18 protein-coding genes are annotated in these 16,153 nt (G+C 41.5%); 9 read left to right on the top strand and 9 right to left on the bottom strand.

The features are described 5' to 3' along the window. The first annotated feature begins 49 nt into the window (after positions 1–49). Complete coding sequence (locus EOS97_RS25010; protein WP_000966519.1) at positions 50–676, top strand: hypothetical protein; 627 nt, start codon at positions 50–52, stop codon at positions 674–676. 57 nt (positions 677–733) lie between these two features. On the opposite strand, the gene EOS97_RS25005 is transcribed toward EOS97_RS25010, so the two are convergent. From EOS97_RS25005 to EOS97_RS24990, 5 genes are all read right to left on the bottom strand, one after another. Next, positions 734–1,015: a hypothetical protein gene (locus EOS97_RS25005; RefSeq protein ID WP_000535422.1), complete on the bottom strand. Its 282-nt coding sequence runs from the start codon at positions 1,013–1,015 to the stop codon at positions 734–736. After that, complete coding sequence (locus EOS97_RS25000) at positions 996–1,445, bottom strand: hypothetical protein (RefSeq protein ID WP_094875903.1); 450 nt, start codon at positions 1,443–1,445, stop codon at positions 996–998. The genes EOS97_RS25005 and EOS97_RS25000 overlap by 20 nt, the downstream gene beginning before the upstream one ends. Before the next feature lie 60 nt (positions 1,446–1,505). Then, entirely contained in the window at positions 1,506–1,682 is a 177-nt protein-coding gene (locus EOS97_RS26830; RefSeq protein WP_000070863.1) for a hypothetical protein, read from the bottom strand. Further along, on the bottom strand, positions 1,679–3,370 hold the full coding sequence (locus tag EOS97_RS24995; protein ID WP_042634269.1) for a DUF4942 domain-containing protein: 1,692 nt from the start codon (positions 3,368–3,370) through the stop codon (positions 1,679–1,681). Before EOS97_RS24995 ends, EOS97_RS26830 begins: the two co-directional genes overlap by 4 nt. Before the next feature lie 247 nt (positions 3,371–3,617). Further along, positions 3,618–4,781: a hypothetical protein gene (locus tag EOS97_RS24990; RefSeq protein WP_000114859.1), complete on the bottom strand. Its 1,164-nt coding sequence runs from the start codon at positions 4,779–4,781 to the stop codon at positions 3,618–3,620. Between the two features lie 369 nt (positions 4,782–5,150). Between EOS97_RS24990 and EOS97_RS24985 the strand changes: the two genes are divergently transcribed. Next, the gene (locus tag EOS97_RS24985; RefSeq protein ID WP_001121575.1) at positions 5,151–5,963 is read left to right on the top strand and encodes a Dam family site-specific DNA-(adenine-N6)-methyltransferase; all 813 of its coding nucleotides are present in this window, start codon (positions 5,151–5,153) and stop codon (positions 5,961–5,963) included. Positions 5,964–5,971: 8 nt separating this feature from the next. Here the strand turns inward: EOS97_RS24985 and EOS97_RS24980 are convergent, their stop codons facing one another. The 4 genes from EOS97_RS24980 to EOS97_RS24965 all read right to left on the bottom strand — a co-directional run bounded on the left by EOS97_RS24980 (position 5,972) and on the right by EOS97_RS24965 (position 9,047). Further along, positions 5,972–6,805: a hypothetical protein gene (locus EOS97_RS24980; RefSeq protein WP_001426339.1), complete on the bottom strand. Its 834-nt coding sequence runs from the start codon at positions 6,803–6,805 to the stop codon at positions 5,972–5,974. 255 nt (positions 6,806–7,060) lie between these two features. Continuing rightward, positions 7,061–7,777 carry a zinc finger-like domain-containing protein gene (locus EOS97_RS24975; protein ID WP_046788421.1) on the bottom strand — a complete coding sequence of 239 codons (717 nt, stop codon included), beginning with the start codon at positions 7,775–7,777 and terminating at the stop codon, positions 7,061–7,063. Further along, on the bottom strand, positions 7,774–7,974 hold the full coding sequence (locus EOS97_RS24970; RefSeq protein WP_000594931.1) for a hypothetical protein: 201 nt from the start codon (positions 7,972–7,974) through the stop codon (positions 7,774–7,776). The genes EOS97_RS24975 and EOS97_RS24970 overlap by 4 nt, the downstream gene beginning before the upstream one ends. Positions 7,975–7,991: 17 nt before the next feature. Next, positions 7,992–9,047 carry a hypothetical protein gene (locus tag EOS97_RS24965; RefSeq protein ID WP_001065779.1) on the bottom strand — a complete coding sequence of 352 codons (1,056 nt, stop codon included), beginning with the start codon at positions 9,045–9,047 and terminating at the stop codon, positions 7,992–7,994. A gap of 476 nt (positions 9,048–9,523) precedes the next feature. Between EOS97_RS24965 and EOS97_RS24960 the strand changes: the two genes are divergently transcribed. The 7 genes from EOS97_RS24960 to trhB all read left to right on the top strand — a co-directional run bounded on the left by EOS97_RS24960 (position 9,524) and on the right by trhB (position 16,148). Beyond that, positions 9,524–10,399, top strand: coding sequence for a RepB family plasmid replication initiator protein (locus tag EOS97_RS24960; RefSeq protein ID WP_000594612.1), 876 nt, complete (start codon positions 9,524–9,526; stop codon positions 10,397–10,399). A gap of 1,148 nt (positions 10,400–11,547) precedes the next feature. Beyond that, positions 11,548–11,901 carry a hypothetical protein gene (locus tag EOS97_RS24950; protein ID WP_000423602.1) on the top strand — a complete coding sequence of 118 codons (354 nt, stop codon included), beginning with the start codon at positions 11,548–11,550 and terminating at the stop codon, positions 11,899–11,901. 50 nt (positions 11,902–11,951) lie between these two features. After that, positions 11,952–12,269 carry a type IV conjugative transfer system protein TraL gene (locus EOS97_RS24945; protein ID WP_000043357.1) on the top strand — a complete coding sequence of 106 codons (318 nt, stop codon included), beginning with the start codon at positions 11,952–11,954 and terminating at the stop codon, positions 12,267–12,269. Between the two features lie 11 nt (positions 12,270–12,280). After that, positions 12,281–13,069 carry a TraE/TraK family type IV conjugative transfer system protein gene (locus EOS97_RS24940; RefSeq protein WP_000783153.1) on the top strand — a complete coding sequence of 263 codons (789 nt, stop codon included), beginning with the start codon at positions 12,281–12,283 and terminating at the stop codon, positions 13,067–13,069. Further along, on the top strand, positions 13,069–14,340 hold the full coding sequence (locus EOS97_RS24935) for a type-F conjugative transfer system secretin TraK (protein WP_000592090.1): 1,272 nt from the start codon (positions 13,069–13,071) through the stop codon (positions 14,338–14,340). Before EOS97_RS24940 ends, EOS97_RS24935 begins: the two co-directional genes overlap by 1 nt. A gap of 1 nt (position 14,341) precedes the next feature. Then, positions 14,342–14,803: a plasmid transfer protein HtdO gene (gene htdO, locus EOS97_RS24930; RefSeq protein WP_000521240.1), complete on the top strand. Its 462-nt coding sequence runs from the start codon at positions 14,342–14,344 to the stop codon at positions 14,801–14,803. Next, positions 14,793–16,148, top strand: a complete 1,356-nt coding sequence (gene trhB, locus EOS97_RS24925) for an IncHI-type conjugal transfer protein TrhB (RefSeq protein WP_000351841.1) — start codon at positions 14,793–14,795, stop codon at positions 16,146–16,148. The genes htdO and trhB overlap by 11 nt, the downstream gene beginning before the upstream one ends. Positions 16,149–16,153: the final 5 nt, after the last annotated feature.

Below are 16,153 nucleotides of genomic sequence, written 5' to 3'. Positions count from 1 at the left end.
TTTATGTAAAATAACAGGGAAACCATCACTTCTAGGTTGAGGAAACCCAATGTTATACATGCTCTTATGCTGTTTTCTGATGCTCAACAGTACATTCGTTATGTTCAGAGCAATGTCTGCAATAAGTAAAGGATCCGCTAAAGAAAACCGGTCTGAAATATCGCTGATAGTCCTAGCAACACTTGGAATCGCATCACCATTCATTGTCGCAATGATTACTATTAATGAAAGTATGACATCTAAAACAGTAACAGATTTTTCTTTGGGTGCTCAGTGGTACGGAATGGTTTCAGCGGTAGCGCTAATGGGGTTATATGCTCGACGCGTTTGGAAAGAGAAGAAGTCCTTATTTACTGGCGCTTTCCTGGCCTCTTCCTTAATGGCCTTTATTTTTACTGACAGCCTTGTTTTCGTATCCCAGAAGGACACCGGCGTTCTGGCTACTTTCGTACTCGATAAAAACGCTGGAGATATTGATTGTAGTCGCCCGGCTATGATTGTCCATTACAGTAAAGGTGTTCCAACGGACTGGCGTTGCCCAACCAGTATCATGTTGATGGCGTATTCTTCATATCCTTTTTTACCCTGGCCTGAGTATAGCCATGGTACCAGCCAGTCTCTTACGGTTGTTATTGATACATTTATGGAAAACGCTGTTAATCTCAGCCAAAAATAAAAAATAAACCTCACTAGTGAGAGGTTTTATAAACCTGAGCCACCAATCTAATTAACTCTATATTTTTGTTTTAGCTTTTTTAAAGATAGACTTACCGAATAAAACAGCAATTATAGAGCAAAGGCCTGGCGTTAGGACAAAAGCTAATAATGCACTGCCAAAACTTGTCATTTCAGGCACCAGGAACCAGCTGATAGGCCACGTCAGGGCTGGTAAATTTAGCGGATCATAAAGCGCATGTAGAGCGCTTAACACACAGTAAAGTGCTAAAAAGCAAACTAGATAAACAACGATCCACATTTTAATTTGCTCAGCAATTTCAAATTTTGGACTGCCCATGCTTTACCTCAGTGGCTGAATATTGATGGTTAATATCTTTAATCACCCGTAAGCACTTAGTGCATACCTTAGTTCGATTTGTCTGCTTGTCCAGAGTGTATTTAACTTCAAGTTGACCTCCAGCATTAAGCAAAGTGAGCATCTCATCTTCTAACACGCTTCGGTAAATGGTCTTGGCCGAGAGTGTGCCCGGTAACGAGTACTCAACATAATTGTTTGAAACTCTTACCGATTTAGGGATTTTACCACTGAGCTGGGTTTCATTCGTTGAAGGCATTACAGTTACTTTAATCACAGTTGCCGGTGACCAGAAATCCTGATAACGCACTTTATGAATTTTATCAGCTCTAAGGCCTAACCACACATTTCCGGCGATAAGAACAATAAGCAATCCATAAACTGATCGTCGAATGTTACGCCTTTTAATCACAATGTCCCCCATCCCTCAAATATCATTCTAAATAACTGCACCAGGATATCATGAGCGTAATTAATAGAATTCTTCATAACCGGGGTTTTCAGTTGAGTTTGCGGACTCTTTACTTTGCGGTTTCTCACCCTCTAGTTGAGTATCCCTGACAGGCTTGGATTTACCCATGCTCCTCTGAAAGGTATCCATAACAAACTCAATATCTTCTTCTGGCAGGCTGGTGGGTTGGTTGCTCATAGGACTTCCTCTTGTTGAATACGTTCGGCGTACAGGATGCGAACCGAAACGGTCGTGTTTTCAAACTCGTTCTCAAAAACGTCCATCCATTCCGTCCGGAATTCTTCCCCCAAAAGGTTATCGAGCCCCTGAAGAGATAATGGAAGAACGGCTGCTAGAGATCCCCCGGCTGCGAGATGAGATGCAGCTGCCTGGAGATGCAGCCTGGCCCGGTTATCGGCAAAAGGTGGGTTCATCACGACATAATCAAACTTCTTCTGTTGATTAGACTTAGACCATGTGAGGAAGTCAGCTTCTGTCGTATCGTATCCCTTAGCCCGGGAGATAAGGCAATTCAAAGTATCAAGCTCGATGCCAGTAACGATCACACCGGCAGGGAATGATTTAAGCAAATCCGCATGGCCAATATTAGGCTCCAGGAGGGTATCCCCTTCCCCTGCACCAAGCAGGGAAGATACATATTCGCTGATTCGGCAAGATGAAGGGTAAAACTGATGCGATACAATATCAGGCATCTCCCCTATCTGGCCGATGTAACGAATAACCTCACACGGATCATAGGAAAATGTCACATCGTATTTTGTTACTGTTGCCCCTAAGAACCGAAGGGTGTCAGCGGCAACACTCGAAGATTTGCGTTCGGCGAGAGACCCTAAAGATGTCCAGCAACTCCATTTATTGTCCCCGTCATTTTTAAACATCAGTTCAGAAAGCTGCATCCGGGTATCAAAGTCGATGCACTGCTTAAGTACAGGGAATGCCTCCAAAGATTTCTTGCTATGAGCCATACGGTCGGCAGGTAATGCCAGCGGTACGATAGCTGATAAAATATTGTTAAGCCGCTCGGCGATATCAGGGTGGACGTCAATATGCATTGATCCATTTTTGTAAACCCTGAAACGAATACTGTTGCCATCGATGCAGATCCATTTTCTGAACCCCTCATGTTCGACCAACGCCTCAACCAATGATTTGGTGTTATGGATCGCCTTCACCTGTTCGCCACGGAAGAATGCGCATATAACGCGGAGCTCGCTCAGCGGTGAAATGCCAGACTCTTTAAAATCCACCCTTAATTTCTGCCAGGGGTATTTAGACGGCTCGCAAACTCCGGTAGTGATCATGCGGGTGGAGAACCCAAAAGCTTTGTTTGTCTTGTGACTGCGGCTCAGAGACTGGAAGACGTCGTAAACCCTTTCTTTAATAAATTGATTGCGGTCATTAAGCAAAGCAACGACTGTGCCCACTACAGCGTCAGCTGTGAAATCAGGGATCACCTGAGGCGGCATAATATAACGGTCGGCCGTAAACTGCTTATCCCATTCGTTACGTTTGGCATCCGACATGATAGGCAAAACATCAGTGAGTGCCATAACGCATTTCCAGTATTCTGATCTCAGAGCGTTTTCTGCGAACAAAGCATCCGCTTCTGAGATGCTGTGGTTGTAGCCTGAGAGATAAGAATAAAGTTTCTGGTGATTGTGGGTTTTGAACTGGACAGCCATGAGTTTCAACAAGCAGAGTTCATCATTATAGGACTCAACAAGATCCGCGATAATGCCGAGCTCTTTGCGCATATCTGGAAGAAATGTTTCAGGAGAGCTAACCACCAGGCTATGAGAGGTTGTTAAAGCCAGTACGCTGTGACCTGCATTATCGGGTTTAGCTTCAGAATCAAGAGATGACATTTTACCGGTCCTTTAGAAAAAACTTTTACCAGGATAGCAACGTCGCTCAGTAACCTAATAGGTTCAGTGACACGAAAAAGTTTTTTATGTCTCTGAATAAAACTTAAAGATGTCAACTCATAGAAAGAAGCAAAAAAAAAGCCCCGCATAAACGGGGCAAGAACGATACATGGAGGTTTAAAAAAGGCGGGCAAAAAGCCTGAATCCTTAATGACTCTGACAAAACCAGCACTTTGCCAAAAGTAAATTATTCTGCGTCCGGCTGTGGGTCAGTATCCTGATCGGTCTCTTCCCCTGCCTTCTTAGCATTTTTTTTACGTGGGTATTTTGGCTTCTCACCATTAAGTTTTGCCTGACGATTCTCCGCACGGCGAAGCTGCTTGTTCTCTGATTCTGTGATCTCTTTTGAAAGATTTCTCAACATCTCCAGAGTACTGCGGTTCAACGTAATGTTGATTTCTTCGTCAGCACTTGAATCTGTCAGCTCCGGCAATTCAATATCCCCCAGTTTCTGTAATAAGCTGGTGGTGATGAGTTTGACGCCTTCTACGGCTTTTGTGGCAATAACCGGCGGAATCCGTGCTGGCTTGAAGTCTGAAGGTCTGACTCGTACCTGACCATGTTGGGTTTTTTTCACCGTGATGCCATTCGCATCGGCCTGCTCAAGTTCTGCGATCATCTTCTTGATACGTGAAATTGCTTCTGTTTCGCCGAGCTCATCGATCAGTGAAAGCACGTTAACATACGAAATAGCGTCAGCATGAATCCATTTCTTGATAACAACAGAACAGGTTGTCAGGCGGATAAGAGAACTGATGGTCGTCGGGCTTTTATTTTCACGTTGAGCAATTCGTTCGAGTGACCAGCCAGCAAGAGAATGTAGGCGACGATAGGACTCGCCAAGCGCAACAGGAGAAAGCGCAAGACCACGGTTACCATCAATGGTCGCGAGCTCACAGCCAATTTCATCTTCTTTAATCTCAACGCAAAGGATTGTGATGTCATGATCTTCATCACATGCCATCATTGCGGCTTTTAAACGGCAGTGCCCCTGGCGAACAAAAGGTACCCCATCAATGACACGTACTCGGATAGGGTCTACATAGTCACCTCGAATGTAGGCATTCTTGATGTTGTAGATGTGTTCTTCAACCTCAGGGAGCTTATAGTAATCGTCACCCATTCCCATTTCGCGGGAGTTGAAGCCTGGCGTGACCTGAATTACTGAAGGGTGGATAGCCCATGCTTTCTGGTCACTTACTTCAGTACAAAGTTCAGGGTTTGCATCACGGAACTGTTTAAGCCCAGTGACGTAACGGCCTGTGCCAGTAACTACTGAAAAGGCAACATGGGCCGTTTTAAAGACCTTGTCATTAGCTTGCTGTGTAGGTTCTGTCAGTAAAACACTCATAGGGGCTCCGTTACATTTTTCTGCTTACTTTCTGCGTAGCGGGGATACTACCGAAAAAAAAATTCATAATTTTTCGCAAAAAAGGTACTTTTTGAGCCTATTCTGATTTTTTACAAAAAAAGGTGGCTCCCCATTACTTGTGATGGCATAAAAATCGCTTCATAAACAAATACATAAATCCAAAACATAAAGTTCAGGTATAAGTGAGGAAAAATCTTATAAATCCGAAATGCTGAAAGTCAAAACTGTGCGTCTTAAACAACTTTTTTTTGCTCCCTAAGTTATTAGTTAAAGCCCGTGGTTAGGTACGATACCAGCACCTAAATTTCTCTCTCAGGTATAGACACTTTGACTCGACATCTCAGACACATGCCGATAATCAAATGGGCTGGTGGAAAAACGAAACTGATGCCTTTCATCAGCCATCACTACCCACACGATCATAGTTGCCGGTGGGTAGAACCCTTTATAGGCGGTGGTGCCGTTTTTCTGAACATGTTTGCACAAAATGCATTGCTTGCAGATAGCAATCCAGACTTGATCAACCTATACAGGACTATTCAAAGACAGAAAACTAACTTTATAAATCAGGTCCAAAACTTGGCGGATAAAACCTTTGTCGAAAAGGACTACTATGAGATGAGGGACCGTTTCAACAAAACCTGTATTTCTGGTCAATCGCTTCAAAGAGCGGCTTTGTTTTACTCCCTGAATCGCCTGGGCTATAACGGTATGTGCCGCTATAACTCAGAAAGAATCTATTCAGTGCCGTGGGGGAAACATACAGAACTGAAGCTTGACCTCAATAAAATAGACTACCTTTCATTTCGTCTTTCAGGTATTGAACTGATCACCGCTGGTTTTGAGGAGACTCTGGCCGCAACCGGTGAAGGAGATCAGATTTACTGTGATCCGCCATATGACAAAACAAGCAAAACTAGTTTTGTCAGTTACGATGGTAAACCGTTCAGCCAAAGCGACCACGTGCTGTTAGCAAATATGCTCGTTGACGCTCACAGAAAAGGCGCTGCTGTTGCGATATCAAATAGCCTGACATCATTCACTTTGGGCCTCTATGAAGAGCGTGGATTCGTCATACACAGACTCAGCGCTTACCGATCCGTAGGAAGTAAGCCGAATACACGGAAAACGGAAACAGAAATACTGGCCGTGCTGAAATAGAGTAAATTCTAATCAACTAGGCTAATCCATTCCTCAAAAGTTAATACCTCAGGGTAAGTTCGTTGAACATAAGGTATAAACTGAAGCTCTTCTATTCTCCGGTCGCCCCTCTTTCCTTCGCAAATAAATGAAATGAGTCCTTGCTGAGAAAGGCCAGTAAGGACGCTCATAAGTCTTATATTTAGACTTTTAAGCTGTAAGTCGTTATTAATGTCCTCCACTTTATGAGAGCTCTGGCCTGAACGTTTAAGATACTCGTAAACCATGAAATTCGAATTTCGTCGTTTTAACAATTTTTCGGTTATGCATTCCTGAATGAAGTCGCCAAGAGCATCTAAAAGCGGACTGAGAACTACCGGGAAAGTTAATGTGTAACTTTGAGAAGTTTTAGACAAAGTGAATGAGTTTAGAAAGCTAAAGTTTAGTCTCTTTTTTGAATATGGAACATAAGCGACAAGAGTAGTCGACATAACAGTAAGTAAAGCTTCAAGATGGTTCACTGTTATTAAAGTGGTTTTATCTGTATTTCTAAGATTATGGAAATCAATAAACGCTACTCTTGAACGGCTAAGCCAATCTTGTACTTTAATGTCGATAGAAAATTGCGAGATATGATTTGAACATTCATTTTGGGTGATAGGGCATGCAGACGAAAGATGGTTATGGATTATCATGCATAGCACAAAAAAAGGAAAACGGCAGGCTGTGGGGCATTGAAAACCGGTTAAAGAAAGCTTAGACGTTTCATATGCGCTTACCGGAAAAGTAACTTTTCTTAACGTTGGCTTTGACGATGTTCTTGCATTTTTACAAATGAAACCGAGACCCAGATCATTGTGCATTTTAAAGTCCATCTCCATCATCACCTTTTAGCCTTAACTGTATGGTATTGGTATACAAAAAATTAAAATTATAATTAATAAGATTATCATTTTTTTACAATAGAAAAGGTTCTGATAGAGGGGAATTTAAATGTAAAAGATTTATACTCGCAGATCTTTATGAGGGATAAAACCCATTGCGTAAGCAACAATATTACGTGAGTGAGTCCTAACGACAGTTAAAGTCTTGGCTCTATATTTAAGCAGCAAAAACATTTAACTGTCTTGGAGTTTATTTAACTTAAAAACTGTTATTGCAGCATAATTTTTCGAATCAAATTCATAGAATTTTCTGACTTTTCCAGTCAAATGATAACGTTCACCCAATAAAATGTGATCCTGTTTATCGGCCGTTAAAGCGATCCCGTCATTTCTAACTTTACCAGTAAATGTAAAAAAATAACTCCCTTTACTTTTTGCGTACGCGGCCCTGACTTCAGTAAATGTTAGTTCAATGCTTATGACCTGGCCGATATTGTAGCTATGTTTTAAAATTTCTTGTTCATTTTCCGGAGTTTCAGACAACATCACATCAAAAGTTGTAAATAAACAATCCAGCTGGCGTTCTGTCAAGAAACGGTTATTGTCTAATTGCGCCAATATACTATTAGAAAACTTAGTGTTAGCCTTTTTTGCTTTCTCAATAAGGACGTGGTTTCTGGATTTCCATGCTTCGAGTGTTGGGTTAACACGCAGTTCCGGAATGTTATCGAGAAAGGTAATTGGCTCTAGTGCCACTAATTTTTCAATAATGGGTCCAACTGTTTGTACCCCATGACACTTTTCACATAAATCAGCCCCTTTGTGGCCTGTGCCCGCACATTCGTTACATTCTCTTTCGATAGGTGCATAATAATTTCCATCTCCGTTAAGTGATACATTCACTGAGGCTGGTACCATATGACCATCAAGAGTAAAGAAAAGAGATTTCATTTTCGAAACACCTCCAAACGTGCCTCTACGATTGCTACAGCTTCTTTCACAGTTTTTTCATAGTGGTCATGCCCTTCAGGAAATTGATCAAAACGTTTACCGTGTTCTAACTCTTCCATGTTGCGTTTAAGGACTTCATGAGTTAGAAGCAAATCACTATAATTATCGATAAGAGTCAGCTTTATAGGTTTAATCACTCAACTAATCCTCGTTTTTAATATTCCTTAAGGAGATCTCGAATTTCCAGAAGCTCTTCTAATTTTGGTTTAGAAACAATGATTGCTGTATTTTCGTCGTTAAGTAAAGACAATAAAATATTTAGCTTTTCATCATTCAAGATTATTTGAACACCATCATTGGAAAATATTACATTATTACTATTAACATTTTTGAACAAGTGTGCACTATCTCTACCAAATTTTAGTTCTGTTTGAGTATTCGTTATAGATTCCGTATGTGTACTTTCCACAAGCTCAAGAAATTCAGATTTTAGCCGTTCTGTTTTCTTATGCGAGAGGCGCTTAATACCCAAAGTCTTACGAGTGACTGCCGAATTTTTCTTTTCTGGTCCGCCTTTATTTAAGGTGTCTGGTCCTGCTCCAGCTGCATTGTGTTCAGGTATGCCTACAATTTTGCTCGTTGTAGTCTCAATATTCTTAACGCCAGGTAAGAAACCTTCTATATGTTTTAAAACCATTTTGTGATCGTTGGAATATTTTAACATTATTTCAATGGCGAGCGTTTTTTTGATTAGATTTAGGCTAATCAAACGTTGAAGCTCTAATGGCATATCAAGGATTTTTAGCATATTACGAATTGCGGTAGTTGATCGTTGATATCGCATTGCTAGTTCTTCAACCGAATACCCGAGACTAACAGCATGAGCTAATGCATGAGCTTGCCCAACCGGATTTAGCCCATTGCTTCTGTTACCATCGAGGTTCTCAAGGTATTCTTCAATTTCGTTTTTATAATCGATTAGGATAACAGATAATTTTGGAATATTAGCACCTTCAGAAATTGCTAATTTTAAGCCATGAAAACGAGTATGACCTTGACGAACTAAATATTTACCTTTTCTTTTTACGACCTTGATCATATCAACCTGCCTTCCTTCCTTAAAGGCTTGTTTGATTGACACAATCATCGACTTGACAGGTTCTTGTTCGTAACACAAATCTCCGATTACCGCCTCTCGGGGATTAAATCCCTTTTCAATTTCAACTAGATTAGTATCCACTTCAATGACTGTATGTTTGCTGTTGTTCATATCTTCCTCCTGTTTACTACATGATACATGAACCTCAAATTTGCCAAATAGGGCTGATACATCTAAAAGGTAAACTCAAAAAATTTGCTTAATAAAATTAAAATAAAAACTGTCTTGAATAAAACAATGATAGTAGACCCTCGTTCATTTCCGTTTGCGATCTGTAGATATTGTTAAAGGAGCGCTATTCCTTGTTTTATATGGACTTATCATTGTTTTCAACAGGATAGATCAATTCTTTAGATCACTAAAGATCAATAGAGTTCAAGTAAAGATCACGGCATCTTTAACTCATTGATTATAGTGACTTTATGAAAGGATCCGGCATTCGGATGCATGCGAAAAGCATTTGAATGAATAAGGAAGGCATTTACTGGAATGCTTATGGCATTTAGGTTAATGCGTAAAAAGCATTTGCAAGAATATGTTATAAACAGTTTGCCAAATGAAAATCTTATCACCGACGAGTTAAGTTAATGATTAAAAACAACGAGTTAATCCATCCTTTTGACGTAACCAGTAATGAATCAGGTAAGACTTATCAACTGACGCCTAACTCGTCCAAGTCGGTTCAGCCCGTGGCCCTGTTGAGATTGAGTGTATTTACCCCTGTCGGCACAAAAGAAAACCGCGACCGAAACTTTGAAGTTGATGCCTCTGATGAGCTTTCGTGTATGGAAATTGCAAGATCGGAGGGTTATGACGACATCAAGATAACTGGTGTCAAACTATCTATGTCTACCGACTTTAAGTGCTGGCTCGGGATCATCATGGCTTTCAGTAAATATGGTTTTACTTCCGAGAAGATTACCCTGACTTTTAACGAGTTTGCGAAGATGTGTGGTATCAGTTCAACAAACATCAACAAACGAACTCGTGCGCGCTTTAAAGAGTCATTAATGAACCTTGCATCGGTAGTGCTTGCCTTCTCAGACTCTCGGAGTGGTCGGTTCACAGTAACGCATCTGGTGCAGAAGGCTATGATTGATCCAAAAAGCGATACTGTTGAGTTGGTTGGGGATCCTTCTATGTGGGAACTGTATCGTTACGACCATAAGACATTGTTAAGCCTTCAGGTTCTATACATTTTGGCTAAAAAAGAAGCTGCGCAATCTCTCTATATTTATTTTGAAGCAATGCCAGCTGGTACGTTGTTCGTTAATATGAAACGGTTGAGGGAAAGGTTGCTTCTTACAACCCCTATTCGTACGCAAAACCAGATAATTCGTAAAGCAATGCGGGAACTTGAATCTATCGGATATCTCGATTATCAAGAAGTTAAGAAAGGTCGCGACATACAATTTCAGATCTTCAAAAGAAGCCCTAAGCTGGCCCTCGCCAAACAAGGTTGAAAGCTACCAGGTATGCACTGGTTATAACATGCTGAAAAATAAGTTATTTATCAGTGCTATGCTTAGTGCTTCTTTTACTACTGGTCTTACATCTCGGCTTAATGTGCAAAAAAGTAACTTTTCAAACGAACTCCTGACTATTCATCTGTATGCCTTTCTGGCTCAAGCGTACATGCTAGCCCATTCATTAAATGCCGTGGAGCAAGATGGTTTCGTGCGCACTCTATTCACGTGAATGCCTTTTGTGGATTACGCCTCTTACATTCATACAAATGCTTTTGATGTCGGTATCCCAAAAAATCATTCATTGAAATGCTTTTGTTTGCCACTGTATCCCGAGCATAGCTATGCAGTGGTATAAAAAGGCATTTTGGTGAATGGCATTAGGTCGAATGACACACAGTACAGCTTTGTTAAGAGCGAGAATGGTCCAAGACATCTATGACATTGGGCATCAGAAGGACTATGTGTTTGATATGAGATCAAAAAAATATCAGAAGCATCACAACTCCAATGGCATTCAAAGAAATGCCTTTGTTTTGTTAGTACACCAAACAACCCAAAATTCATGCAGTTATATCAAAGACTCATTCGCAAAAGGACTCAGCCAGAAAGCATTTGCTTAAATAGCATTGGCCAAAAGCATTCGAATGAATGATGTTCATATGGACAAGACAAAGTCCCACTCACGCCCAGAGGTGTAAAAGGCATTTAGATGAATGACGCACCGGCCGAGGATTGTATGTAGTTTCTCCAACTGATAGTTGCCGAACCAGGGAGCACAGTGATATGCGGCCTTCTCAGAATCAAGAGATAGATATTAAGGGAACAAAAAAGATTAGATATGAAGCTTAGTTACCTGCCCGATATCTAGTTAGAGCTTTTCAAACCATCAAAAGTGACTTTTATGCTTGAGGAGTCTCATCAGCTTCAGGATTGAGCTTAACGTAATCTTACCCCCTCCCCTCTTTCAAACTTTTACTAAGCGTTCACTGGTACTTTTCAAAGATTATGCTTTAGGCCCCTTTGCTTAAAAATTCACCAATCGCTAAACGTTAAAAAAAGGGGGTTTATGCGAACGGAAGGATCGGAATAAAAAAGTATTATTCATTCGCGTTTACGTGAACTCAAATCTACACGGAGTAATTATGGAACTTTCTTTAAATATTGGCCTTAGTGAAAAGAAATCTAACACGGCTGCACTTTTTAAAACAAAAAGCGCAAAAGTGATTTTGTTTGTTCTGCTGACCGTGCTTTTTTGCGGTCTGGCATATGCGGGTTCAGATGATGGGGCACTGGGAGATATTTGGTCATACATGAGTGAAAGTATGACTGGAGCTCCGGGCAAAATTCTGGCAGCCGCGATGTTGATCTCAAGCGTATATTTCTCTGTCCTTAAGCCTAACCCGGGCCTGGCACTGGTTTCATTATTCATGATGCTGGTAATGGCCAACGGCGAGAAAATTATCAGCACCTTTATGGATGCTGGCGTACCGCTGTAATTTATTGTTAATCATGCATGAGGGGGTTCATCCCCCTCTCTGGATTTTTAATGAGTAAGCAGAACGACGTTCCTCAGCATACCTATAGATTCCCTTTCAGGATCAACATGCCTCTACTGATTTTGTTTTGGGATGCAAAAAAAATAGGGCTTGCATTCATTCTGGTTGCATTTGGGAATATCTTCGAATGCTTCGGGTTTTCTGTTGTAGTAGCGGTTGTATATTGGATTGCGTATAACAAAGCAGCTGAGTCAGGAATAAGAGGATTGCTAAAACACAGACTCTGGTGGCTCGGTTTTTTGCCAGGTAAAGCAGTTTTTAGTAGCCGTTATTTCAACGATCCATTTATCAGAGATTTGTATTCTTGATGGAGCTATGAATGAAAATGCTAAGTGGCATTAACATCCCTTTTTTCAAAAAATCTAAAAAGGATGAAAACGGTGATCTTGAACAGTCATACGTAAAGAAAGATGAAAGTGCTAAGGGACGTTTTTTGGACATTAAAAAACGATTTAGCCCACAAGCTGAAGCGTCAGGTGCTGGAATTACATACAGCGCCCTGATTAATCGTGATACAAAACTTATCCGCATTAATACTGTTTCAATAGCCGTCATTGGGTTATTGGTTGCAAAGATTCTTTTTTTCACTGACCCAGTGACGATTGTTACCCCTCCAAACATGAATGAAGAGATCACGGTTGTTGGTAACAAAGCATCGGAATCTTATAAAACACAATGGGCTCTCTTTTTTAGTACCCTTTTAGGGAATATTAATCCAACTAATATTTCCTTTGTGACGGCCTATGTCCTCGATGCCCTTTCACCTGAACTACAGGCTAAAACGAGTGAGTCTTTACAGGAGCAGATAAATATCATGCAGGCTCGTGGTGTTGAGCAGACCTTTAAGCCTAATGATATTTACTTTGATCCAAAAAATGACATGGTCTATGTCTGGGGTACCAAAACGACTCGACTTGTAAATGTTCCGGACAAAACTGAATCATCGAAATGGACTTATGAATGGGTTCTCGGGATGAAAAATGGTCGCCCAAGAATTGCATATGTAAATCAATATTCCGGAACACCGAATATTAAAAAAATTACGATAAACGGCAAAGAGCAACTGGCAACGCTGGATAATCCGCCACCGTCTACAGGTAACAAGTGATGATTAAAAAAAAGGGCTTAGGGTTCAACGCAATTACCGCATTGATCATGCTCACGACTTCGAACTGCGTAATCGCTGAAGAATACCAATTGCCAGCAACAATTAATAACCCGGTTGTAATGCCAGTTGGTGCTGACGGATTTCAGAATGGAGCTGCAAAAGCCATTATTCCGGGTCAAGCTGGTTCTGAACAGTCAGGTGCACAAACAAACCTTAGTGAAGCCGGTAATGCGCAGGGACAAAAACCTACAACTGATCTCCCTACCGTGCAACTTTCCCCAGCCAGCAATGCTTCGCCTGCGGTAAGCGCTATTACTGGAGCATTATCAAATAATCCTAGTCTCCCCGGATTTGACGCACAGACCCGCTCTGGTGCAATTGATAGCTATGGGAGACCAACAGGTACCTCTTCCCAGCAGAATGCAACCAATGCGACCGCCACGTCAAAAGCCGATGAACTTTATGTCGAAGCTCGTAACCGATATAAAGAAGTTCAGCGTGTAAATGTGCCGCCTGGTGGGAATGTGGTACTGCCAGTTTCACGAGGACTTCAAAACAGAATATCGACCAGCTTCAAGAATGCTTCTGTCAGCACTTCTACCCCTGCTGAAGAGGCAAGCATATTTGTTAATGGTGGCGATGTCTTTATTTCAACTAATACCGATAAACCAATCGGGATTATGTTGTCGGAAGATCAGGTACCTGAATCGACCTATAACCTGACCCTGGTACCGCTTGATGTTCCCGGTGCGATGATTTCAGTTACTACATCTTTAAGCCCATCTATGCAAGCCAAACGTGAAACCTCATTGGATAAGCAAAACTATGAGGAAATGTTGGCCCGCTCCCAGTCAGAAGAACTGGCTCCATCGGATCCAAAACAAGACGATCATAAACAAAGAATCATTGATTTATTGACTCCTGTGGCTCTTGGTGAGGTCCCTTCAGGATTCAGTTTACAACAGGACCGACTTTCTCGTATTCCTGCGTCAGAGCAGTCCCCATGTAACTTTAATATGTATGCAAAGCTCGGTCAGAGACTGGTTGGCTCACGTGAACTTATTGATGTAATTCTTGTGAAAAACGATAAACCATACGGTCAAATCGTTGCTGATCAGCAGTGTATGGCAGAAGGCGTTATTGCAAGTGCTTTATTTGATAAAGCATACCTGCAACCGGGAGAAGAAACAGAGCTTTACATAGTCCGGGATAAATTGTTCAAGGAACGCGAGGCCCGGGTTACAACCAGACCAAGTCTAATCAGAAAATAATATGGGAAAAGTTACTTTGCCTGCTCTGCTTGGGGCCACCGTGATTGGTTTTGTCGTATTTGCTTTAACCAGCTTTTACTACAGGTCAGAATATATACCAAAAAGGAGTGTATTAATCGTTCCGGACGCACCCATTAGTATCGAAGATGGCAGTAACGCTTTTCCCGTTCAGACAGTAATAATGAACGATCCAACTCTTATTGATAAATTTGTAGGAGAGGACAATATTAATGAGGAGAATGCTTTTGACTATCACAAAAGTAACGTTTTGGAACCTAATTACAAACATGAAATATCTAGAACGAGCCAGATAGATAAAGCTGAAATGAATCATCCATCTGTTCGTGAAAACTGGGCCAGAGCAGGTGATCCCTATATCGTTCCTCAGATGTCTGACAGCGAACGAAATCTAAAAATTAAACGATTCCAGAAACCTACAAGTGGAGCTAATCATGGACATTAAAAAGGCCTGGGAAAATAAGACCGTCAGACTTTCTGTTATTGGCGCTCTGCTGGTAGTGATTGTTTATATTATTAGCCAGTCTATTTTTTCCACACCAGTTAAGAAAGAAAAGAAAACACAGAAAAAAGACATGCAGACCAATTTGTTGTTAGATGATTCGCAAATGAACAAATTGAGTAATGAAGAAAGCCAGAAAGTATATAAGGAAATGGTTAAGCAAAACCGACTTGATCAAAATGCGGCGAAAGAGGACCGCGAAAAAGCAGAAAAAGCCCAACAGGAAACTAAAGCCCAAGTTGCAAGTTTAACTTCTCAACTTCAGCAACTGTCTCAGCAAATTAATGATATGCAGACTAATCGAAACGGCAATCGTAACTTGGATGCTGGTAGTTCGCGTAAAACGATTAATGAGCAGGCACCGGCAGCTCCTTATCAGCTTAATGCTAATGCGCCGATTAATGGCGTAAACCCTAATTACGCGTCTATCACACCTACGCGTAATAGCCCGATGAGAACAATCACACAAAGTTCCATTAAGACTAATGGTACCGATGGTGTCATTCAGGTTATGCCCGTGTCTGAAAACAGAATCAAGGAAGGCAGAGAGGTCATTGCAGGAGATAAAGCGCCTACTCGGACTGTACGAGGTGATGGTACTGCGCCAGTTGATAGCAAAGCGCGGCATGCTGCCCGAAAAGATGAAATGTTTCTTCCGGCAACATCTATTATCACTGGTGTTCTGATTACCGGGCTTGAAGCGCCTACAAGCCTTTCTTCCAAATCAGAACCAATGCCAGTAACAATGCGTATTAAAAAAGATGTCATCATGCCCAATAATTTCACCATGGATTTGCGTGACTGTAACCTTCTGGGTTCAGCTGTTGGTGATTTGGCGTCACAGCGTGCTTACATACGTGCCACTTCTATCTCTTGTGTTAATTCAAAAGGGAAAGCTTTTGACGTAAAACTGGAAGCATATGCTGTAAGTGAAAATGACGGAAAAAATGGGATCCGAGGCACGCTTATCAGCCGAAATGGTAACGCAATTGCAGGAGCTGCATTTGCCGGTGGACTTTCTTCACTTGCCGGTAGCTTAAGCCCCAGTAAGGTATCTTCACTTAACATCGACCCTAATTCACAGGCTCAGTATCAGTCCCCTAATTTTGGTGCACTTGGGGCATTAGCCGGGGCTGGTGCAGCTCAAGGTGGCCTTAATCGACTCGTCGATTACTACACCGCAATTGCAGAACAACAGTGGCCAATCGTAGAAATTAGCCCTGGCCGAGCTATTACATTTGTCGTTCAGACCGGAACTACAATTCCAACGAATCTGACCAGTCGCTGAGGTTT

This window comes from Salmonella sp. SSDFZ54, assembly GCF_004010735.1.
In the GTDB taxonomy this organism is placed as follows: domain Bacteria; phylum Pseudomonadota; class Gammaproteobacteria; order Enterobacterales; family Enterobacteriaceae; genus Salmonella; species Salmonella enterica.
Note: the sequence above shows the minus strand (reverse complement) of the source record. Positions and strands in the feature narration are given on the sequence as shown.